The 22918-nt window shown below is 41.4% G+C and carries 16 protein-coding genes, 1 tRNA gene and 2 pseudogenes; 4 read left to right on the forward strand and 15 right to left on the reverse strand.

Annotated elements, in window-relative coordinates:
* Positions 1-13: 13 nt before the first annotated feature.
* The 7 genes from V7K46_RS01570 to hisG form a co-directional block, all read right to left on the reverse strand.
* Entirely contained in the window at positions 14-145 is a 132-nt protein-coding gene (locus tag V7K46_RS01570; protein WP_335110392.1) for a hypothetical protein, read from the reverse strand.
* Positions 146-219: 74 nt separating this feature from the next.
* Positions 220-807, reverse strand: coding sequence for a DUF1003 domain-containing protein (locus tag V7K46_RS01575; RefSeq protein WP_335110394.1), 588 nt, complete (start codon positions 805-807; stop codon positions 220-222).
* Between the two features lie 705 nt (positions 808-1512).
* On the reverse strand, positions 1513-2424 hold the full coding sequence (locus tag V7K46_RS01580; RefSeq protein ID WP_335110396.1) for a hypothetical protein: 912 nt from the start codon (positions 2422-2424) through the stop codon (positions 1513-1515).
* A 144-nt stretch (positions 2425-2568) separates the two neighbouring features.
* Positions 2569-4848, reverse strand: a complete 2280-nt coding sequence (locus V7K46_RS01585) for a hybrid sensor histidine kinase/response regulator (RefSeq protein ID WP_335110398.1) — start codon at positions 4846-4848, stop codon at positions 2569-2571.
* A gap of 5 nt (positions 4849-4853) precedes the next feature.
* The gene (locus V7K46_RS01590) at positions 4854-5303 is read right to left on the reverse strand and encodes a response regulator (RefSeq protein ID WP_442939789.1); all 450 of its coding nucleotides are present in this window, start codon (positions 5301-5303) and stop codon (positions 4854-4856) included.
* Complete coding sequence (locus tag V7K46_RS01595) at positions 5297-7858, reverse strand: GAF domain-containing protein (RefSeq protein ID WP_335110400.1); 2562 nt, start codon at positions 7856-7858, stop codon at positions 5297-5299. Before V7K46_RS01595 ends, V7K46_RS01590 begins: the two co-directional genes overlap by 7 nt.
* Positions 7859-9280: 1422 nt before the next feature.
* Positions 9281-9925 carry an ATP phosphoribosyltransferase gene (gene hisG, locus V7K46_RS01600; RefSeq protein ID WP_335110402.1) on the reverse strand — a complete coding sequence of 215 codons (645 nt, stop codon included), beginning with the start codon at positions 9923-9925 and terminating at the stop codon, positions 9281-9283.
* A gap of 76 nt (positions 9926-10001) precedes the next feature.
* Here hisG and rppA point away from each other — a divergent pair, with 76 nt between their 5' ends.
* From rppA to V7K46_RS31910, 3 genes and pseudogenes are all read left to right on the forward strand, one after another.
* The gene (gene rppA / locus V7K46_RS01605) at positions 10002-10682 is read left to right on the forward strand and encodes a two-component system response regulator RppA (protein WP_335110677.1); all 681 of its coding nucleotides are present in this window, start codon (positions 10002-10004) and stop codon (positions 10680-10682) included.
* A gap of 574 nt (positions 10683-11256) precedes the next feature.
* Positions 11257-12591, forward strand: coding sequence for a hypothetical protein (locus tag V7K46_RS01610; protein ID WP_335110404.1), 1335 nt, complete (start codon positions 11257-11259; stop codon positions 12589-12591).
* 396 nt (positions 12592-12987) lie between these two features.
* A pseudogene (locus tag V7K46_RS31910) lies at positions 12988-13090 on the forward strand (IS5/IS1182 family transposase); the annotation flags it as partial.
* A gap of 541 nt (positions 13091-13631) precedes the next feature.
* On the opposite strand, the gene V7K46_RS01620 reads toward V7K46_RS31910, so the two are convergent.
* The 7 genes and pseudogenes from V7K46_RS01620 to V7K46_RS31915 form a co-directional block, all read right to left on the reverse strand.
* Positions 13632-13703 (reverse strand) — tRNA-Lys (locus V7K46_RS01620).
* Positions 13704-13765: 62 nt separating this feature from the next.
* On the reverse strand, positions 13766-16012 hold the full coding sequence (locus V7K46_RS01625; RefSeq protein ID WP_335110408.1) for a GAF domain-containing protein: 2247 nt from the start codon (positions 16010-16012) through the stop codon (positions 13766-13768).
* 526 nt (positions 16013-16538) lie between these two features.
* Positions 16539-17123 carry a hypothetical protein gene (locus V7K46_RS01630; protein WP_335110410.1) on the reverse strand — a complete coding sequence of 195 codons (585 nt, stop codon included), beginning with the start codon at positions 17121-17123 and terminating at the stop codon, positions 16539-16541.
* On the reverse strand, positions 17123-18370 hold the full coding sequence (locus tag V7K46_RS01635) for a glycoside hydrolase family 10 protein (RefSeq protein ID WP_335110412.1): 1248 nt from the start codon (positions 18368-18370) through the stop codon (positions 17123-17125). Before V7K46_RS01635 ends, V7K46_RS01630 begins: the two co-directional genes overlap by 1 nt.
* A gap of 632 nt (positions 18371-19002) precedes the next feature.
* Positions 19003-20475, reverse strand: coding sequence for a glycolate oxidase subunit GlcD (gene glcD / locus V7K46_RS01640; RefSeq protein ID WP_335110414.1), 1473 nt, complete (start codon positions 20473-20475; stop codon positions 19003-19005).
* Between the two features lie 311 nt (positions 20476-20786).
* Positions 20787-20963 (reverse strand): WG repeat-containing protein, encoded by a 177-nt coding sequence (locus V7K46_RS01645; RefSeq protein ID WP_442939796.1) that lies wholly within the window; start codon positions 20961-20963, stop codon positions 20787-20789.
* 3 nt (positions 20964-20966) lie between these two features.
* A pseudogene (locus tag V7K46_RS31915) lies at positions 20967-21023 on the reverse strand (hypothetical protein); the annotation flags it as partial.
* A gap of 141 nt (positions 21024-21164) precedes the next feature.
* On the opposite strand from V7K46_RS31915, the gene V7K46_RS01650 reads away from it, so the two are divergent.
* Positions 21165-21893: a Uma2 family endonuclease gene (locus tag V7K46_RS01650; RefSeq protein ID WP_335110416.1), complete on the forward strand. Its 729-nt coding sequence runs from the start codon at positions 21165-21167 to the stop codon at positions 21891-21893.
* Positions 21894-21950: 57 nt separating this feature from the next.
* On the opposite strand, the gene miaA is transcribed toward V7K46_RS01650, so the two are convergent.
* Positions 21951-22856, reverse strand: coding sequence for a tRNA (adenosine(37)-N6)-dimethylallyltransferase MiaA (miaA, locus tag V7K46_RS01655; protein ID WP_335110418.1), 906 nt, complete (start codon positions 22854-22856; stop codon positions 21951-21953).
* Positions 22857-22918: the final 62 nt, after the last annotated feature.

Consider the following 22918-nt stretch of genomic DNA (forward strand, 5'->3'; position numbering starts at 1 on the left):
TGGCCGTTATCAATCAGATAATGGTCAACTTATACCAAATTGCGATCGCTCTAAAAACCTTGACAAAATACTCAATATATGCATATTGCTGTTGAGGAAGTTGCGAGGCGATCGCAAATAAACCAGTAATCCTCAAAATGATCACAAGATATTCTTCATTTAGAAGGAGTAATTATTGCGATTGTGTGATGAAACGCACTACTTTATTGCAATCGTAGATTATGATCTGTGGTTGAGTTTATTCAGCTTTTTTCTCTTAAGTGCTAACTGCTGAAGTCGCTCAATCTCAACTAACACATCTTCCGGTTTAGTTTCCATTTCTAAGTCAGCAAGTTCACTGTCTTCATCATTTTCAATGCCCATTTTATCTTGAATCGCATCTAGCATTTGCAATACTCGTGTAACTTCATGCTCAGTCAGGAGTGCAATTTGTAAATTTAAGTTGGCGCGATACTCACTTTCTTGACTCAGTTGGTTTTGACTAATTAACACAAATGTTGACAAAAAAATTGCTTCCAGCGATACCACCATTGTCAACAATCCGTAGGGAAATGGATCAAAGGGATGTACACCTAACTTACCAGTGTTCAAAATAATCCAAGCACCAAACCAGACAAGATGTACGTAAACAAAAACTATATGTCCTGAAAAAGAGGTAATAGCGTCGGCAATTCGGTCTTGCAAGTTTCTCTTATTAGCAGCCTTGGCCCGAAGACGGATAAGAGTGCGAATGTTGCGTTGTATGACTTTAGACAGTAGTGGATTATTATCTTCATAGTCTAAGTATTCTTTTTCCTCTTCGTTCATGCTACCTGAAAGCATAATTTTATTATGCTGCTATTAATAGCATCTTGAAAAAATTAGATGAACTAGCAACTTTGCTTGGTTCAATTCAAGATGCAAGGAGTTAGGCTTGCATTATAGATTCGAGCTTTGAAATCACTGTGCCAAAGTTATTGCGTTCTCATGACAATAAAGCTGACAACTAACTTCAGAATTCGTTTGAGTCAAATTATTCCTACAATGTGCAGATATCAATCGCATGATCCAGTTGGGCAAACCAGACAGTTATAAAGCAATACGGTTCAGTTAAGCATTTCTTTCTTCTCTTTGCGTCCTTTGCGTCCTTGGCGGTTCGTTAAAAAAATTGACTTTGGCAAAGAGTTTTAGCCTTAACTGAACTGTATTGAGTTATAAAGTGGAAGACTAACTACCAACTTTGCCAATAGTTAGTTTGTCTTTTTCTGTTTCATGTTACTTACGCATTACGATATCAGGGATAACCAAAATTTATCGGCAACGCAATAGTTTTTATTTTCATTGCCAACATGCTTAATCCGCGATCGCATGTTGGTAGAAAACCGGTTCGCACATCATACCCTCTCGAAATATTCAACGAATCAAGTCTTTCTTAAATTTTAATCCTGCTAAAATCTGCGTGTAGGTCGAAACCTCCTGCTATTGAGTGCCTGCTAACCGATTGACTTGCTGTGCCATCAAAGGACATACTTTTCAGCTACTTCCACCCAGAATGTATACATAGGAACCCAAATTCTCGTCATCTGTACCAACCACTACACCGCCTTCTGCACCAGGAACAAGTTCTATACCTTCAATTTTGTGGTAATTAGAGCGGTAGAGGGGAACAAGTTGAGGATTTTGCCGCCATGCAATTTTGTCACCGTGTAATCCCAGATAACCTGCGATATACACAGCTGACTGAAATGGGCCATCATCTCCGGCATCACTTGCTGAGGTGATGTAGACAATTCCTACGGGGTCTACCTTTATATCTGAAATATGACGCACGTTGCCAGATGGAAAGGGTACTTTCAGATTGGTAGAACCTGCAAGAGTAATTTGATATTTAGCTAAGTCAAACACTCCCCAAAAAATAGTTGCTGGTTGTTCTCCTTCACCGCGATGTCCCCAAATAGCAACTAATTTGCCGTCTATATTTTGTAATCCAAATGCTTCAAAATTATTTCCTTGAATAATTCCTGGTAGATTGAATTCCTTAAGAACCGAGATGGTCTTCTTAGCAGGCTCTAATCTGATGTAATAAGCTTTTCCAGAACTGCTTAAAGCGATAAAAGAGGATTTTGTTTTCTCTGGAACAGATGTTAAAGCTTCTAAGTCGATGGGTAATTCTATGTTACTTGGCCAGTTCAATGGGAAATATTCCGGTTGGTTCTTACCCTTAATGCTGATGATTGCTAAACGACCTTGGTTTTTTTGTTTGTTGTCATGGACAATCAGAAAATCGAGCCTATTGCTTTGCTGCTGTATCGAAGCTATACCACCAATACCAAAAGGAATACCACCGCGAACCGGACGCCAATCTTGCGCCCAAACTTGCACAGATATGAGTAACAATGTACCCAAGATTATTGTATTGATGATTAACTTAAGAAACCGAGGCATATTGATTTAGCCAAGCTGTGAGTATCGGTTAGAGAAGTGTGTTAGCGGATGCTCAATCATATCAAATCCAGGTAATTCGCACCCACATCAATAAAGCAGCCTTTTGTACTCCGAGCTATCAGCTTACTTACGTAATTACTTGACTCATGATAGTACTTTCTGTAAAGAAAACAATAATTCATTGACAGTATAGGGCTTCGACAAAAATGTATTGACACCAATAGCAGCTACTGCACTGAGCTTATTGTCAGACGTAAGTCCACTGCTGGCAATAATTCTGACTTGGGGGTTGATTTTTTGCAGGGTACGGATGGCAGTTAAACCATCCAGCGAGGGCAGCATAATATCCATCAGTACGGCACTAATTTTGTCCCTATATTGAGCGTATAGCGCGATCGCCTCCATGCCATCACTGGCAATTAAGGTTTTGTAGTTGTGAGCTTCTAGTGATGTTCTGGTAATCTCTTGAATGGCAACTTCATCATCCACAACCAAAATCAATTCTCCATGTCCTCTCTGTGGTAGCAATTCTTCTGGAGTAATTGTTTCCATTCCCTCCACTGCTGGCAAGTAAACCTTAAAGCTAGTGCCATTTCCCGGTTCGCTATACACGTTCACAAAACCTCCGTGACTTTTAATGATCCCAAGTACGGTGGAAAGTCCTAACCCTGTGCCTTGTGCTACATCTTTTGTGGTAAAGAATGGCTCGAAAATTCTATCTAAGATTTCTCTAGGAATCCCAACTCCAGTATCAAAGATAGTAATCACTGTGTATGGGCCCTGTTTGGCTTCCAGGTTAATGCGGGCATAATTTTCGTCAATCAACAGATTCTCAGCAGAGATACTCAAAATACCGCTACTGGGCATAGCATCGCGGGCGTTAACGCAGAGGTTCATTAGTACTTGATGCAATTGAGTGCTATCTCCAGAAACCATCCACAAATCTTGCGGTACATCAGTGCTGATTTCTATGGATTTAGGAAATGTCTCTTTGAGAATTTTGGCAAGTTCCATTATCAAATGTCTGAGTTGCAAAGTGATCCGCTTCCCTTCTACACCCCGCGCAAAGGACAGCACTTGCTTGACTAAATCAGCGCCGCGTTTAGCGTTGATTTCCAAAATCTCCAGTAGATGGCGGGTGCGTTCATCTATATTGGGAAATTTGAGTGGTAATAGTTGCGCTCCTGCCAGAATCGGTGTCAGGATATTGTTGAGGTCGTGAGCAATGCCACTAGCTAGAGTGCCAATACTTTCCAGGCGTTGAGTGCGAAACAATTGGGCTTCTAGGAGTTTTTTCTCGGTAATATCTGTGTCAACGGTGAGAATTGATTTGGGTTTCCCTTGTTCATCGCATACCAGACTCCAGCGACTAGCAACAAGGATTTCTTTGTCCATTTTGGTAAGTTTAGTTAACTCGCCCTGCCACTTACCTTTACTAATAACTTGCAACAGAGCCGCTTCGATTTCTGGTGAAGGTTCGTCAAACAAAAGCTCACTAGCATTTTTGCCGCAAGCCTCTGTAGCTTGCCACCCGAAAAGTGTTTCTGCACCTTTGTTCCAGAAGATAATTTGATTGTTTAAATCTCGGACGCAAATGGCATCTGTGGTGACATCTAGTAATGCTGCTTGTTCGCGGATTTTTTCTTCAGCTAATTTGCGTTCGCGTAGCGCAGCTTGCCGTTCGCTAATATCGATACTGGCGCAAGTCACCCCGACAACTTCTTGGGACTCATTCCGCAATGGCTCCACAGTTAAGTCGTAATATCTAGTTGAATCTTTGATTGTAATTGATACTTCCTCTCGCGTTCCTATGCCAGTGGTTAACACCCCACGTTTAATTGTGATCAAATGTTGAGCATCTTCAACTGGGATGATATCCAAGTCTTGTTTGCCCAACATTTCCTCAACTGTCAATCCATTGGAGGGATTGTAAACCCAGGTGTAGCGTAACTCCATATCTTGGTTGTAGACAAAGATTGGAGAGTTTTTCAGGGCAACCCGAAATCGTTCCTCACTCTGTCGCAGTGCGTTGTCTGCCCGTTGACGTTCGATCGCATAACGCATTGAGCGCACTAGCAAGTCGCCAGTTACTTGGCCTTTGAGCAAATAATCCTGCGCTCCTTGCTGCATTGCCCTAATTGCCAGGGTTTCATCGTCTATACCCGTGAGTACAATTATCGGAGTGGCTTTTGCGTGATTGTGAGTGATCACAAAGGTTTCCAGTCCCTGTCCATCTGGCAGCGATAGGTCTAACAGAATTACATCAAAAATTTCCTTTGCTAGGTAGTTGAGTGCTTCCGAAAGCCGCACAACGGGCATTAAATCAACTACAACTGTGGTAACTTCCTTTAAAAACTCTTGTAATAAAAAGACATCACCAGGGTTATCTTCTACTAATAAAACTTTAATATTTGTACCTGCCATTTTCATTACTCCGGTGGCAGTTTTACGATCGCAAACCAAAAATTTTCTATTGATTGGACAATTTTAACGAATTGATCGAAATCTACTGGTTTAGTTATGTAACAGTTTGCAGATAAATTATAAGCTTTGAGGATGTCTTCTTGAGCTTGGGAAGTCGTCAAAACTACTACAGGAATTCGTTTGAGGTTTTCATCTGCTTTAATTTCTGCTAATACCTCCCGCCCATCTTTTCTAGGGAGGTTGAAATCGAGCAACACAATATCTGGATGGGCTGCTTTGACATATTTTTCTTGTTTTCGCAAGAATGCCATTGCCTCCACACCATCTTCGACCACATTCAAGTGGATTGGGATTTTGCTATCTTCCAGGGCGATGCGTGTGAGTTGGGCATCGCCAGGATTGTCCTCTACTAACAAAACCTGAATAGGCATAATTGCTGTTATGGTTTTCACCATTGCTTAAGAGCTCTATCTGGAATTGTGAAGTAGAAAGTCGAGCCTTGACCCGGTTTTGACTCAACCCAGATGCGTCCGCCGTGGCGTTCTATAATTTTCTTACAAATTGCCAGGCCAATCCCAGTACCTGGATACTTGCCTCTACCGTGCAAGCGCTGAAAGATTATAAAAATTCGTTCAGCATACTGAGATTCCAGACCAATTGCATTATCGCACACCCAGAATAACCACTCATCTGCCGACGGGATAACATTTAAACTTTCTCCATCTAGATTTGCATCTCCCTTGACTACTCCGATGTGAATTTGTGGCTGCTGATTCTGGCAAAATTTGATCGCGTTGGCGATTAGGTTTTGAAATACTTGTGTCAGTTGGGTAGCATCAGCTATCACTTCAGGTAGAGGATCATGAGTGACAACTGCTTTAGTATCTGCGATCGCCAGTTGAAGATTAGCGATCGCCCCCTCTAAGACAACATTACAATTAACTAGCATAAAAGGCTGTCCACGAGTGCTGACGCGGGAATAGTTCAGCAAATCGTTGATTAGCGTCTGCATCCGGCGCGCCCCATCTACTGCGTAAGTGATAAACTGATCAGCATTCGCATCCAGTTTATTTTTGTATCTTTGCTCCAGTAGTTGTAAATAACTCGTTACCATCCGCAACGGCTCTTGCAAGTCATGGGAAGCCACATAGGCAAACTGTTCTAAATCCGCATTGGAACGCTTCAGTTCCTGACTTTGGCGGGTTTCTTTTTCTAATAGTTGCGCTTGAGATAAAGCAATCCCAATCTGGTTAGCCAGTTGCTGTAACAACTCTGTTTCAAAGTTATTCCACTGTCGAGGTGCGGCACACTGATGAGCTAGCAACAAGCCCCAAATACCTTCTCTGACAAGAATCGGCACTACGAGGTTAGCCCTGACAGCAAACTGCTGAAGAAATTTTCGATGGCAGGGTTGGATATGAGCAGCTTCAATGTCTTCAATGGCACTGATTCTTCCCTGGCGATATCTTTCTAAGTATTCTTCTTTAAAACAGGGGTCGAAAATATTTTCTCCTAGAATTACGGGCCAACCAGGCAGCACCGCCTCTTGCACTACTGTTCCCGAACCATCAGTCTCCAGTTGAAAAATCAAAACTCGGTCAGCTTTTAATAATTTTTGTACCTCAGTAACCGTGGTTTGAAGAATTTCGTCTATTTGTAAAGATTCTCGAATTTTCAGAGTGATTTCGGCAAATAGTTGCGATCGGAGATTCTGCTGCTTTAATTCCTTTTCTACCCGCTTGCGATCTGTGATATCAGTATAGGAACCAACCATCCGTACCACATCACTTGATGCGTCCCAATGTGCCTGTCCTCGATCTAGAATCCATTTATAGCTGCCGTCTTGGCATTGGACTCGATATTCATAGACGTAAAACGGTGTTTTTTTGGCAAAGTGGTCTTGGAAAGCTTGAAGTACCGAATCTCGCTCATCGGGATGGATTCGTTTTCTCCATTCATCCCAACCGTAGGAAACTTCGTGGTCTTTATAGCCAAGCATTTCCTTCCACCGAGTCGAGAAGAACACTTCATTAGTCTTAAGGTTCCAATCCCAAATGCCATCATTATTACCATCTAATGCTAATTGCCAACGTTCTTCACTCTCTCGTAGTGCTTCTACTGTTTTGCGTCGTTCAGTAATGTCTTGGAAATAAACAGACAAGCCATCTTTTGCAGGATAGGCGTGGACTTGAAGCCAGCACTTCTGTGGCGGATAAAACTCCTCAAATTCCACACTCACCTGTTCTAATATTGCCTTGTGATACTCACGATCAAATGTTGTGCCGATGATTTCTGGAAACACCTCCCAAATGTTTTTACCCAAAAACTCATACTGAGTTTTTTGCAAAAGCCGTTCTGCTTGACCATTAATGTAGGTGAATCGCCACTGTTTATCCAGCGTAAAAAAACCATCAGTGATGCTTTCGAGCAGATTATTGATCCGGGTTCTGGCGGCTTCAGATTGGGCGTGGGCTGCTTGCTCGTGCGTCAATAGTTTCTCGCTAATTTGAGATACTTCAACTACATGACGCCTGAGTTCTAGTTGGTCGATTACCAGACGACTCAGAGCTACAAGCGCCTCCACTTGTTTTTGGCTCAATTGCCGTGGAACTTGGTCAATTACACACAGAGTTCCTAGCATATCTCCCCTCAGAGTAATTAGGGGTACACCTGCATAAAACCGCACATATGGATAGCCAGTTACTATTGGATTATTGGCTAATTTTTCATCAGCTAAGGTATCCAAAACTACTACAACGTTACGCTGCTCTTGGCAAAGGTAAGAGAACCCAACGCTCCGGGGCATTTCTGATACATCTAAACCGACTTTTGCCTTAAACCATTGACGGTTTTCATCAATAAAATTTACCAAGGATATGGGAGTGCCACAAATAAATGCCGCTAACTGAGCAAGATTGTCGTAGGTTTCTTCGGGTTCGGTGTCAAGAATTTGATACTGGCGAAGCGCTTCTAGCCTTGCCACTTCTGTATCAATGTGTCCAGCTTTCATTAACTTTTATTAATAAGTCTAAATATAATATTCAGTTAGCAGCGTGGCTATCTCAAGAATAGCTTAACCTTTTTTAATAATTATTAGTCCTTTCCCCCGCCTTTGGCTTTTCAAGAAAGTCTATTTAAAATACTACATTCATATTCAAAGCGATGCCTAATTCCCTATTTACGCCGCAAAGTTATTGCGTAGGCGTAGCCCGTCGTAGACATCGCAGTAATCTTAGTATAAACAAATTTAGTACAACTTACCCATTGACAGAAAATACTAAATATGTATTATTTTAAAAAAACATATTTTTCGTAGGGGTAAAGCACATTGCTCATAGGTGTCAACTTAAACCCAAAGCCTTTTAAAACCTCGTTTTCAGCCTCTGGCTGGAAATGCAAATCAATTGCGGCTCTGCCGCGAGTCAGGGAGGCGGAGCCTCTCATTAGGCATTCCCAGTCTCAGACTGGGAACGAGACAAAACGAGACAAACAAACATATTTTTCGTAGGGGTTTAGCAATGCGCTTTACCCCTACGGCGCGGGTTTACTTGCGATTAAGGAACGGAACGATTAATAAAAGGCTGAAACGACCCATTTTTTATACAAGCATACCATGAGTAATTTGTACAGTGCCTAAGTCCTATTTAGGACTGATATTATAGCGATCGCTCGTTTGTATGCAATAAACTCTGACCGAGACAATTTTAGATTTTAGATTTTAGATTTTGGATTAAATTAAAATCTAGCTTCTATTAAAAGGTTTCAGAGCAAGCGACTTCAGACGCGAGTGAAATCAAAAAATTTCATCATCTAGAGCAAGTGCATTAATGCATGGGGTCAATCCAAAATCCTTGCATCCAAAATCGATTGACCTCTCTTAAAAGCAGAGAGGCTTTGAATCTTACTCCCCAACGCTACAACAATTGGGGCTGTTCTTGTTAGGTCTGTATTGGACTCAACACAGAAGCGCTATATTCACTGTGCATGAAGAGATTCAGTTATTGCAGACTATTGGCTAGTCAGTTGTCACTATGCCAAATGTCGTTAGAAAAATCGTGAGTTTATAGCTATTTTCAGGTAAATAGACCACGCCGTAGGGGCGCAAGGTCTTGCGCCCCTAAGACAGATGTGGTTCAAATACTTGAATTCTGTTGTAAGAAAAAAATCGTGAGTTTAAGAAAAAAATCGTGAGTTTAAGAAAAAAATCACGAGTTTAAGAAAAAAATCACGAGTTTAAGAAAAAAATCATGATTTTAAGAAAAAAATCGTGAGTTTAAGGAAAAAATCGTGAGTTTAAGGAAAAAATCGTGAATTTAAGGAAAAAATTGTGAGTTTAAGGAAAAAATCGTGAATTTAGTGATGAAATCATGATTTTGCTAATAAAAGCTGTGGAGTATCCCAAATGTGCAAAATTCCCCTTTGACTGGAACTGTTAAACCCCTACTAAAACGGTTGACCGCAGCTTGGCAATCACATCACTCAAATTACCCGTATCCAGGCGGTAACTTAGAGGATGGGCAATCAACCGCGCCGTGCTTTCATACAGAGTAGCAATTTCAATCAAACCATTTTCGCTCAAAGTCCGCCCAGTGGAAACCAAATCCACGATCGCTTCTGACATTCCAGTAATCGGACCTAGTTCCACTGAACCATACAACGGCACTATTTCCACAGGTAAATCCAGACTGTGGAAATATTCACGAGCGCAATTCACATACTTGGAAGCAACTCTACCATGCGGTAGTAAATCTAAAGGCGATCGGTAAGAACTAGATGCTTTTACCGCCACCGACATCCGACAATGCCCAAACTGCAAATCCACCAAGTGAGCAACTTGTGGCTGCTTCTCCCGCAGCACATCGTAACCAACAATACCCAGTTGTGCTTGACCATATTCCACATAAACGGGCACATCGTGCGCCCGCACCAGCAAACCTTTCGCAAGTCCCTTAGTGTCAGGAATTTGAAGTTGGCGATTTCCTGAATCTAAAAAAGCACTAAAATCTAATCCTACAGATTGTAGCAGGCGGATGCTATTTTTAAGTAGTTCCCCTTTAGGCAATGCAACAGTCAGCATTCTTTTTATTGGTATCCTTGGTGTCTTGGCAGTTGAATAATATTGAGAATATCTCTATATGCTTACCACAAGCAGCATGAGAATTTTATTAGTTGATGATGAAGTTGAACTAACTCAACCTTTGAGTCGCTTGTTAACTCGCGAGGGTTACATTGTGGATGCTGCTTACGATGGCACAAGTGGCAGCGAACATGCACAAGTAACCAGTTATGACCTACTAATTTTAGATTGGATGCTGCCAGGAAAAACGGGGTTAGAGATTTGTCAGGAATTGCGACGCCAAGGCAAAACCACTCCCGTGCTGTTTCTCACAGCCAAAGATACTCTAGATGACCGCGTACAGGGTTTAGATGCTGGTGCTGACGATTATTTGGTTAAACCTTTTGAACTGCGGGAGTTACTAGCCAGAGTCCGGGCTTTATTGCGTCGTTCCGTTTCCCAAACCTATGAAACCACCACTGGACGCCTAACTGTAGCTGATTTAGAACTCGATTGTGAAAATCAAGTAGCCTATCGCCAAGGACGAATAATTGAGCTATCGCAAAAAGAAAGCCAGCTGCTGCAATACTTTATGGAACACACTGGACAACTAATGACTCATGCCCAGATTATGCAAAATTTGTGGCAAGAAGAACAACCCAGTAGTAATGCGATCGCGGCATTAATTCGTTTGCTGCGCCGTAAGATTGAGGTAGGTAGAGAAACTGCGCTGATTCACACAGTCTACGGCAAAGGCTATCGTTTCGGTGCTTCTTGAGTGTAGTCAGTTCACCCGCCTATTTCTAACTCACAATGATTCGGTTCATTGGTAGGAGAATCATTGACCTTTTTTAGTATTTGCGACTTTAATTCCTGTTGAAGTTTGTTGTAGAGGGAGACAAATAATTGAACTATCAATTTCTAACTGAGTCTCAGCCATAAAAATTATTTTATGGTAAGCGCAGTAATTCCAAAGCCCTTCTATTACAGATTCAAATTTGCTTCTGTCCATACAATTTAGTAAAATTCCCTTGTTATCACTATAAGCTGAGTATTATTGCTTGACTTGTGTCTCTGGGGATTCACTCTAACAATTAGTGGGGAGTAGCTTTTACATCGTCAAATATTTCAGGGTGAAAGCCACTGGCTATAAGGTCAGCTAACGAAATACTACCTGACCATCCGCAATTAAAACATTACAGAACGTGTTAAATTTTACTCCAACCATTCTTTTTAACTTTTTGTTACATAACTATAAATTTTTCCGCCGACTTACTTAATGTCTAATAGATTAAGGCAATGATGGATGAGATAATATTTTGATTACCCACAGTTGAGTTCTGAGGTTAGCAATGAACAAGCGATCGCACATCCACAAAAAAGCTGACTCGTCTGCATCAAACCCAGTACTGAGTCAATTGCAGTCGCGCCCCTTAATTGCCCAAGCTCAACCGCAATCTGAAAAGCATCTCACGCAGACCCAAATAGAGAATCAAGAATTTCAACAGCAGAAGTTTGAGGCTACGAGATTAAAGCTCCAGGCGAAGTATGACACTATAACGCCTGAGGGACAAGAACGGCTGACTGTGTTGCAAGCAAAGATGAGTGACTCGTTACAGAGGAGACTGAAACACGCATTAAGTTTTGGTAGCAACTTTGCCAATATTCCTATAAGTCGTCCTGATGCACCATCACAGCTTCCGGTTCAAACGAAACTTACGATTGGACAGACGGGAGATAAGTATGAAAAGGAAGCCCACCAATTCGCAGAAGAACTAGATAAAGAAACTCATGCACCTGTTTTTCAGCAGGCAGAACAAAAACTACACAGAGAGGAAATGTCTGTTGAAGAGAAAGAAATTCAAAGGAAGCCAATGTTACAGCGACAGCTACAGGCAGGTAAAGGGGGCAATGAGATGATAGTAAGGAGAGCTTTAAGTAATAACAAATTGAATGTGGTAGGCGAGAAACATAAAGAGTCAGAAGACCGAGGAAGGGATAACGAGAGACAGTTCTGTTACGAGAAAACAGGTAGCAAGAAATATTGGACTGAGCAAGAATTTCGAGACAGAAAGTATAATCTATTGAAGGATTCATTTCACGATAAACGTGAAACGGCTGATCCTTGGGAGCTAAGAATGCAGCAAAATTGTGCGATTCTCGAAAAATATGCGTTGATGATATGTGAACAGACTGTCGAAAATTGGAACAAGGAAAAGACTATGAATATCATACAGAAAACGATGAAAACATTCGTGAAAAATATGGAAGAGGAATATGAATTATTAAAATTAGGATTTAATGGTTTTACTTGGAAGATAAAGAACGGAAAAGAAGGAGAAAAAAATCTGAGCAAAGAAATTGATGAGTTACAAAAAGAATATGAAGTGATCACGAAGTCTGATTTATTAGACTTGGATCCAATAAAGACGGCGATAAAGGGGATGACCGACAAGATATATATGATAGAAAAGACGTTAGGAACAAAAGGGAATATGAAAGAGGTAATGGAAGCTAGGAGTGCAGCAATGCATAAAGCAGCAGAAAATAGAGGCAAAGAGAAAGGGGTATGGAAAGTCGGCGATCGACATAGAGAAGATATGCAGGCAATGAACCCAGTGGCATATGAATTAACAAGTGAATCAAAATTTGTCCAAGAATACGAGAATTGGACAAAAAAAGGGTGAAGGAGCGCTAGAGAAGCGAGCAACAAATAGGGAAAGTGAGAAAGCAGGAGGAAGAAAGCTCATCAGTGAGAGGTTAAGGTAATTGCACATTTGTTAAGCTATGCATTAGTCACATCTTTATTAACAAAAGAGTGAAAGTGTAGAAAGTAGATATAGTAATAGTTTGGGCCATTGAAACTCAGAATCGAGAAGTATGCGAACGCTCTAAAAGCAATATAAATTAATCAGTATCTTGAAGAGAAGTAACTGAAATTAGGAGACCTGTTGCAAAAGTCCCAGATGCGTGGGAGAAGTAGGTTAGAGTTGGGTAGCATTCATGACCTACGAACAAGTAAAGAACCTAAAGCCGGAAGACTTTAAACGCTTGTGTGGTGTACGTCCAGAGACTTTTAACCAGATGCTAGAGATAGTGCGATCGCCAAGCCTTGCAAAACAAAAAAAGTTTTACAGTGGAAAAAAGAAACAGCATACACTTAAGTCACAAGTAGTGGTAGACCAAGCGATCAAGTATGGTTCAGTGCCACTGAAGATGTGAGATACTTGCCTGATTGCAGCGATCACTTGATTCATATTTTGATTCAGCAACGCCCGAAAATTAAATTATCGTCTGTACATTCTGGGCATCTATTTTCTAAAGCTACTAACTCGGCTGCTGGATGCATAATTCCCTTTTTGTCACTTCAACCCTAATTTCCTTAATCCCTCGTTGAGTTATGCCTCAAATTTATTTCTAAATTATTCAGACATCTCTTCCCACGAGGGGACTACTTTATTTGATTTTTTCAAAACTTCTGCAACAGATTGGTAGGATTTCTGAGCCAAGTTGTTCATACTTGCAATTCCCTTTTTGTCACATTCAAAGCCTCCAGTGGACACGTTCACTGTGTCCACTGGACTGCTAAAAAGCAGAAGGGGGTTTTTAGTTAAATTAGTCAAAACTTTATCGCTGTTTATCCCCAAAAATCGGGGCTTTCAGAGGTTGGTACAAGACCAATTTAGTCAAGATTTAGTCAACGATAAATAGCTAGGGGCTGAAAGAGTGGGTGACGAGGGATTTGAACCCGCAACCAATAGATTAAGAGTCTACTGCTCTACCGTTGAGCTAGTCACCCGCACGAATAACAATCATAGCAGACTTCTGACAATTTAGCTAGTGGCACGCTTAAAAAACGAATTAAAGGGGAAATTTGATGGTGAAGGTGGTTTGACCGGCTCCACTCTCTACATAAATTGAGCCGCCTAAATGTCTGACCATTTTCTGCACTAATGCCAATTCCAGTCCAGTACCGCTATGTTTCCAAGGATCATGTTTGGAAAGGTGATAGAAAGGCTCAAAAATCCGTGACAGTTCACTGCTGGTAAGCTCTAGTCCTGAATTGCTAATATTAAGCTCTACTGCATCCCCTGTCAGGTGAGCAGAAACTGTGACAAATTCACCTGCTGGGGTATATTTGCAGACATGGTTGAGTAGTTCAGTGATAATCCTCTCCATATCTGTGATATCTGTCTCTAAAGGCGGCAGTGGATGATCAATACTCAGGTTTAACTGTTGCCCCTGGCAGTTGGTGAGGTCTCGAAAAGACTCAACAATGGGGTGAAGCCAGCTTTGTAAGTCAATGGCAATCAAAGTTGGGGGATCGGGTTCGGCTTCGAGATATGTGAGTGTGAGTAGATCGTTAATTAACTTAGTTTCTCGCGCACACTCGTTATGCAGAATTTGCAAGAGTTGTGGAACTATTTCTATATCTAATATATCTGCTGGTGTGAGGACACTTTCGAGGGTTTGGACTGCAAGGCTGATGCTAGTTATTGGTGTCCGCAGTTCTTGGGACAGGTTTCTGAGAAATTGGTTTTTGAGCCGATCGCGTTTTTCTAGTTCTTTTACCTGTGCCTGGTTTTTTTCATAAAGCTGGGCTTGACGAATAGCGATCGCACATTCATTTGCTACCTGCTGCACTAACTCGATTTCAAATTTATCAAAGCCCTCTTGTGTCGGTCTTGTCAACCAAATATTTCCCAAAATCCCTTGAGGATCGAAAATTGGACAAGCCATCTGGGACATAACCAATAGATTTGGTTGCCATCCCGGCACAATTTCCAAAAATTGCAATGGTTGTTTTTGTAACAGCGGCTGATAAACTTCAAGACGGTCTGCAATCTGTCTGGTCAATCCTTGAGACTGGGGTAGATTAATGGTATGCTCGTAAGTAATAGTTACCAGGGTTTGGCAGCTGCTATAGAGTTCGATTTGGCAACGAGCAAGGTTCAGTAACTCTGCTAATTCCTGAGTCACTGTCTGCAACACCTGAGGTTGATCCAGACTGTCGCGGATTTGTTCTGTCATGCGTCGCACCAAGGCTTCAAAGTTTCGCACCTGCTGCAACTGATTTATGTGCTTCTGTTTTTGCAACTCTAACTTTGCTTCTAGATCCTTGATCTGCTGATGAAGTTCTGCTTGGCCAGCAGCAATGCCGATTTGAGTTGCCAACTGCTTGAGTAAGTCAGTTTCTGTTTGCTGCCATTGACGCGATTGGTGGCAATGCTGGGCAATCAACAGTCCCCACATATCTTGCTCTTTGAAAATTGGCACGACTAAATTGGCTCTGATCTGCAAAGATGCCAGGAAATCTATATGGCAAGGATGCAACCCGGCTACATAAATATCCTCGACAACTTGAATCCAATCTCGCTCGTAATCTTTTCGATGTTTGCCACCCAAGCAGGGATCGGTGATCTTTTTTCGCAACAGTGGATCACTCGCAGCCACAGTTGATTCGGCAATGATTACCCCACTTCCATCAGCCTCGAAGCGATAAATTAACACGCGATCGCAATTCAAAAACTGCCGCAGTTCAATTGTTGTCTGATGCAGAATTGTCTCTAATTCTACAGATTGATGAATTCGTCCAGCGATCGCTTCTAGCAATCGTTCCCGTTCAACTTGGAGTCCGACTGCTTGTTCTGCTTGCTTAACGGGGGTGATATTGCTACTAGTACCAATCAGTCGATAAATCCTATTAGCATCCCTTAGTGGGGTGAGAGTCGTACTCCACCAAGTAGGAACCCCCTGGAATTGCAAACATTGTTCGTAAGAAATAGTTTGACCGAAGTGCACACACTCGGCATAATGCTGACGCACCTTAATAGCATCGATGGGGGAGAGAATATCCTCTGGTTTTTTGCCTCGAACCTCATTTGAGCGAATGCCTATCCACCGTTCATGAGTGGGATTAAGTGCCACATACCGAAAATCTCCATCTTCCAGAACATCTACTACAAATATTGATGCCTGCACAGAATCGTACATGCTTAGTAGAAACTGCTCACTACTGCTTTTATTATCTACTTCGATGCCGAAGAGAATCTGAGGTGGTGATAATTTTGTCAACTCTATAGTTGATTCCGCTGGATTTATGTTCATGCGAGAGTCCCTTTCTGGTATTACTGACTCTTCTAGGCGCTCTCTTGTCGTTACGCTTGTAGTAGATGCACTTTAGCGCCTACAGCAAAGTATTGTCAGCTGTTGCTCATCGAAATTTGGATCTTTCTCTACTTATTGTCAGAAATCTAGGAAAGCTAATAGGAGTCAGCTTAACAAATCCTGCTTTTTGAAGGCGAAAATACATTTGCAGGTTGGGGCAAACTTACTAAAAGTTAATTTTTGGCAGTTTCTTAGGATTTTTGCATATATCTAAGTGTAAATATCAGTATACATTAATTAATTTTATATTTCTTAACAAGTTTTTGTTTAGTATTAGGACTTACGCAATAACTCTCTGAAACTCTTATTCCTACCCTGCGGGAAGCCGCTGCTGCGTCTATGTGTCCAACTCTTGGAGACGCTGCGCGAATGCGTCCTTCTCTAACGAGACGCTGCGCGATTGCGGTTCGTTTATTCATAATTTTGCGTAAGTCCTGAGTATATCTGGAAGTAGGGAAATGGGAACTTATGTAGGCGTAGCCCGCCGCAGGCATCGCAATTTGTGAGCATTCATTCCTGTGAGGATACCAACCAACAACCAAGTGATAGCTAATCCCATGACTTCGCCAAAGAATAACTGCGTCAAGTGGCGCAAGATCATCCCCACAGCAGAACCCACAGGGACAGCAATAGCCCAACTTGCCGAAGAGACAAATATCCATCGCCACGCCATAGGCTGGAGAATTGCCAACCATTGTGCCAATCCAATCCCCAAGCCGCCAAGTGCCCCATAAATCGCCCCAGACAGGATTCTTACAGGGAAAATCTGAGTGCTAGGTACTATCCAACCCACTGCACCAATACCGATAGCAGTGATGATACTCCAACCCAAAAGACTTGACAAAATCCACCTGATACAAAATACAGGTTCTTTGAGAAGACAACCTTGAGGAAGTGCGATTGCAAATCCGCCGATAGCTGCTTCTACCACTCCAACATCTGGTTTTTCGCCGACTTCAATTAAGAGTAAACTTAATAAAAAACCGCTAAAAGTAGCGAAAGTCCACAGCAATGTAAAGCTAAATCTAGGATTTTCTGGCGCGAATGGCATCAAACTTTCTTTATTTTTAATGATTTGACAGTTTTAGTATTAAACATATCAAAAAAAGCTTTGCGTCGCTGTTGGGGTGATTCCGGTACGATGTAACCCCACAGACTCTCCCAGTAGAAAAAAGAGATACCATTAAAATTGCGATCGCGCACTGCTTGAACCTGTTCTCTAACTTGTGCGATTTTCACAGGATTACGCACCGTTCCTGTTGATATACCAATTTCTACAGGAATTAGACTTTGAGCTAATTTCACAGATGGTTGTTCCAGTTGAGCGATAAAAGAGTTTTTGTCATTTCGATAAACCTGCAAAATTAACTCATCAACTAAACCTTTTTTTACCCAATTTTCCCAATCTTGCAAATAGTATTTGTAGGCAAAAGCTTGATAGTTTGGAGACAGTGATATTCTGACTTTGGGCTTAACTGCCTTCACAGCTTGATAGATTCCTGCCATAAAATCAGTAATTTTATCTGCTCGCCAACGCATCCATTCTGAGTTAAAAGGATCAGTTGGGGGATTTTTGCCTTGATGCTCTTGTTGGTAGAGTTCAATAGTGAAGCGATCGTAACCAAACTGTACTGGCATTCCAAAGTGGTCATCAAGCTGAATACCATCCACATCATAATCCCTAACTACTTCCAAAATTAGCCCTTGGATAAACTCTTGTACTTGTGGATGTAAGGGATTCAACCAAGCCAGCTTACTTACTAAAACATTGTCAATTTCTTCCGGTGGGGCATCTTGGGTAGACTTTATACCTTGTTGCCCAATTGTCAACCAGTCGGGATAACGCCTTGCTAATTGTGAATAATGGGGCGTCATAAACCCGTATTCAAACCAGGGGATGACTTTCAAATTTTTATTTTTAGCAAGTGTGACTATCTTTGTTAAAACATCCTGTCCAGCGTGCATGAAGTTGAGCAAAGGTTGAGTGTCTGAGCCTGTAGTCATTTGAGCTACAGCACTTTTATAAAAAGTATGTCCTCGGTTCCAAACTACAGGATAAATTGTATTAAAGTTGAGAGCCGATAATTGATTTACAGCACGGTTAATACCCCAAGGTACAAATAGTACACCACTAGCAACATTAGTGAGCCAAACGCCGCGAATTTCTGTAGTTAAAGGACTTGTTTTTTGGTAATAGACTGGGAGTGAAGAGACTGAAGAGAGTGAAAAAACTGTTAAAGTGACTACTAATCCCAAACACAGTAAGTAAGAAATATAACGGCGAACAACCCGATTCATTTATAAGTGTGACCTAGTGCGATCGGAATATATATAACTACAAAATAAACTTGTAATCCTCCGGATGATGTAAACAAATGATGATTTTACGCCATAATGTAAATTAATAAATGTACCTTAGGAGACTATTCTCGCTATTTTTAATTCTGTGAAATAAGTAGAAGAGCTTAATTAAATCAAAGCTCGTAGTAAGCGGCTCTAGCCCCTTAAAACCTTATACCAAGCGATAAATCGCTCACTATGAACAAAAGTTTTATCTTACATTTAATTACGTCTATCTACTTATACCAATTCTGTATGAAGATGCGCCAAACTACATGAGGAACGAACCGCATACTCCTACGGAGAAGCAAGCTACGCGCAGCGTCTCGTAGAGAAGGACACAAAGAAAGAAATAAGAAGCCAAGAAAATTTGGCGCAGCCTCACAAAGAAATGGTATTACAACAGGCCATGCTGTGCGTGGTTTCCCCACGTTAGGCGCACCCCTCAAACTCTTGTTCCCAGTCTCCGACTGGGAATGCAGGTAATGAGGCTCTGGCTGCTATACTAACTTGAGGCAGAGCCTCCTATAAGTGCATTCCCTGGCTATGCCAGGGAACGAGAGCAATTGCGAATGCACCTTTGCAGAAAATTAAAATCTTTCCACACCTTCAAACTGCTTGAGTGCCGATGCATTTGCTGCTTCACCGCAAGTTCGTGGTGTAGGAAATATCTTTTCAGGATTTGCTAACCCTTTAGGATTAAAAACTTGCCGCACCCATTGCATAGTTTCTAAATCAACTTGGCTAAACATCTGTGGCATATAGCACTTTTTCTCTTCACCGATGCCATGTTCACCAGAAATACTACCACCGACTTGGACACAAAGTTTGAGAATTTTCCCACCCATTTCTTCTACTTGCTCTAATGCTCCAGGTACAGAATTATCATAAAGAATTAGCGGGTGAAGATTGCCATCGCCTGCATGAAATACATTAGCAACACGATAACCGTATTGCTCACTTAATGTCTTAATCTCGTGCAAAACATAGGGTAATTGAGTCCGAGGAATTACACCATCTTGTACGTAATAATCTGGGCTTAAATGTCCAGCTGCTGCAAAAGCTGCTTTGCGTCCTTTCCATAATTTCAATCTTGTTTCTGGATCAATAGCAGAAGTGACATTACGCGCCCCATTCTTTTTACAAATTTCGGTAACTCGCTGCTTATTTCCTGCAACTTCCACTTCTAAACCGTCAATTTCTATTATTAAAATAGCAGTAGCATCGCGGGGATAACAATTAGTTGCTACAACATCTTCAACTGCATTGATGCTGAAGTTATCCATCATTTCCATACCACCAGGAATAATTCCGGCGCTGATGATATCAGAAACAGTTGCTCCAGCAGCTTCAATACTAGTAAAATCTGCCAATAGCACACAAATTGATTCTGCACTTTTGAGAATTCGCAAAGTAATTTCTGTGGCAATTCCTAAAGTGCCTTCAGAACCAACAAACACACCCGTTAAATCATAACCAGGCATTTCTGGGATTTGTCCGCCTAAATCGATAATTTCTCCTAACGGCGTGACAATTTTTAATCCTAAAACGTGGTTAGTCGTGACTCCATACTTGAGACAATGGACGCCACCCGAATTTTCGGCAATGTTACCCCCAATAGAGCAGATAATTTGACTAGATGGATCAGGAGCGTAGTAAAAACCAGCACCACTAACAGCTTGTGTTACCCAACTATTAATCACCCCTGGTTGAACAATCGCCCGTTGATTTTCCAAATCAATGCTGAGGATTTGCCGCATTAGAGAAGTGACAATTAAAACAGAGTTTTCTAATGGTAAAGCGCCACCAGATAGACCAGTGCCAGAACCGCGAGCGATAAAGGGTATAGAATATTGATTGCATATTTTCACCACTTGGGCAACTTGTTCTGTAGTTCTGGGTAACACCACCACAGCCGGACGTTGGCGATAGCCAGTTAAACCATCGCATTCATAGGTAATGAGTTCTTCACGGCGTTGGACAACACCATTTTTGCCAAGGACAGCCTCGAATGCTTTGAGAATCGGTTTCCAGTTGAGTTGTTTTTTATCTTGGGTAAGCATAGTTTTTTAAAGTTCAAGGTAGATGTATGGCGTATTGCAGGCTTTTGCTTTTTTGGGGGGCTTTAATTACTATTGTTGCAAAAATAGCACTTAAGGGTGAGTAAAAAGCGATGTCTGATGACCAGCCGCTCTGCGTCTACGCATTTGATGTAGAGTAAGTGCGATCGCACTCATCTTCAGCAATAATTTGGATAGGTGGAGAGTAGGCGATCGCATCACTTGTATTTATTAATGGAGGATATGCATTTAAGCCATATCAAGAAATGATTATCATATCAATTGCAAATTAGTGCTTAAAGCTTGACAAAATACTAATTAAGAAACATACCTGTTTTGTCGATAATCCGCTCTTGCCCATTAATTTTGACCTTTGCTCGTCCATCCCTAAAAGAAAAAGCCATATCAAACATAGGTTTAATTACCCAAGAACTGCTTTTGTCAATATAGCCCCACTTTTCACCACCGAATAAGCTCTCCCTTCCACCAATATTAACTGCTGCCCATCCTTCAGAAAAGTCGCGAGCTATGTCAAACTGCACTTGAATAACTAATTTACCTGCCTGCTAAAGACCCCTTTGTGTAGATTTTGGCACAATTATATCCAATAACAGCATCTTTGTTGTTATAAGTACTCTCTTATCTTCAATAAACTAACCTATAAATAACGCTCTCAAATACTGGATAAAATCATGGTTCAGCAAGTTCTAATCAATAATGATGATTACTATGTGCCAGATGCCAACCAGCTAGTGACTGAAGATGATACACCCGTAGACAATTTTGCTTCGGAAAAACAACAACGCCTCTTGGTTGGATCTCTTTATAGTTCTCTACAGCAGCAGACTTTTTTAGCAGCAGCAAATGTTGGCATCTACCATACAGACGGACAACCTGCAATTGTACCTGATATATTTCTCAGCTTAGATGTCCAAGTACCTGAAAATTGGTGGGAGAAACAAAATCGTTGTTATATGGTTTGGCGTTTTGGCAAACCACCAGAAGTTGTCCTCGAAATTGTCTCTAACAAAGAAGGTGATGAACTGGGCAAAAAGCTGCAAATTTATGAACATATACGGGCAAGTTACTACATCGTATATGATCCAAATCAGCAATTAGGAGAACAAGTACTACGCGTTTATGAACTTAGGGGAAGGCGCTACTTTGAAACTTCAGAAAATTGGTTAGAACAAGTTGGTTTAGGCGTAACTTTGTGGGAAAGTACATTTGAAGATAGACAAGATACTTGGTTACGCTGGTGCTACCAAGATGGTACTGTTTTGCTGACTGGGGATGAACGCGCCCAACAGGAACGACAACGTGGCGAACAGGAACGACAACGTGCCGAACAAGCAGAACAACGCATCCAATTATTAGCAGATAGGCTACGGGCTATGGGCGTAGATCCCGACACTCTCTAGAAGACTCACTGTAAAGACGCAAGGTTTTTTTGCGTCTTTACATAAGCAAAAAAGTTTTCAGGAACTTGTACAACTTATAAACTCATTTATCCGATGCCAAACTTTCTTTAATAAATCAGGATCATTTGCATCAAACCATTCAATTTGCGAATATGCTCGAAACCAAGTGCGTTGTCGCTTGGCAAATTGCCGTGTATGCAAAATTGTTAATTCTTTCGCTTCATCAAAAGAAATATCTCCAGCCAAATATTGCTTAATTTCTTGATAACCTAAAGTATTCAACAAAGACAAATCAGCGCCATATTTTTGACAAAGATATTCTACCTCAGCGACCAAACCATCTGCTATCATTTGCTCGGTACGCTGTTTAATCCGATTTCTCAACTTTTCAACATCGCAATCCAAACCAATTTGCAAAATTGGATAATTTGGTGGATTCTCCCCTTGTTGTTCTGAAATTGGATATCCAGTAACATAATATACCTCTAATCCCCTTAAAGTTCGCACTGAATCATGAGCATGAATTTTTTGTGCTGCAACAGGGTCAACTTGTTGTAACATGGCGTAGAGTTGAGGCTGACCGAGAGATTCAAGTTGCGATCGCAATTCTATTTGCGGTGCGACTCTAGGAATTCTCATCCCTTGGACAATGGAGCGTATATATAAACCAGTACCACCAACTAGTAAAAGTGGTGTAACATCAACAGAAGCAATTAAAGCTTGTGTTTGCTGTTGGTAGTCTGCTACTGTCATCATGTCTGTTGGATCGCAGATATCTATTAGATAGTGCGGCACTAATTTTTGTTCAGCCACAGTTGCTTTAGCCGTACCAATATCAAACTCACGGTAAACTTGACGAGAATCGGCACTGAGAATTAGAGAACCCAACCGCATCGCCAAAGCCAAAGCCAAACCTGACTTACCCGTTGCCGTCGCCCCACATATCACAATTAATTTAGTCATTTCTTCCCCATCTCCCTTATCCGGCTCATCCTCCCCCTCTTCTACGGCAGTGCAACCCCTGT

Source organism: Nostoc sp. (assembly GCF_036917395.1).
Classification (GTDB): Bacteria; Cyanobacteriota; Cyanobacteriia; order Cyanobacteriales; family Nostocaceae; genus Nostoc.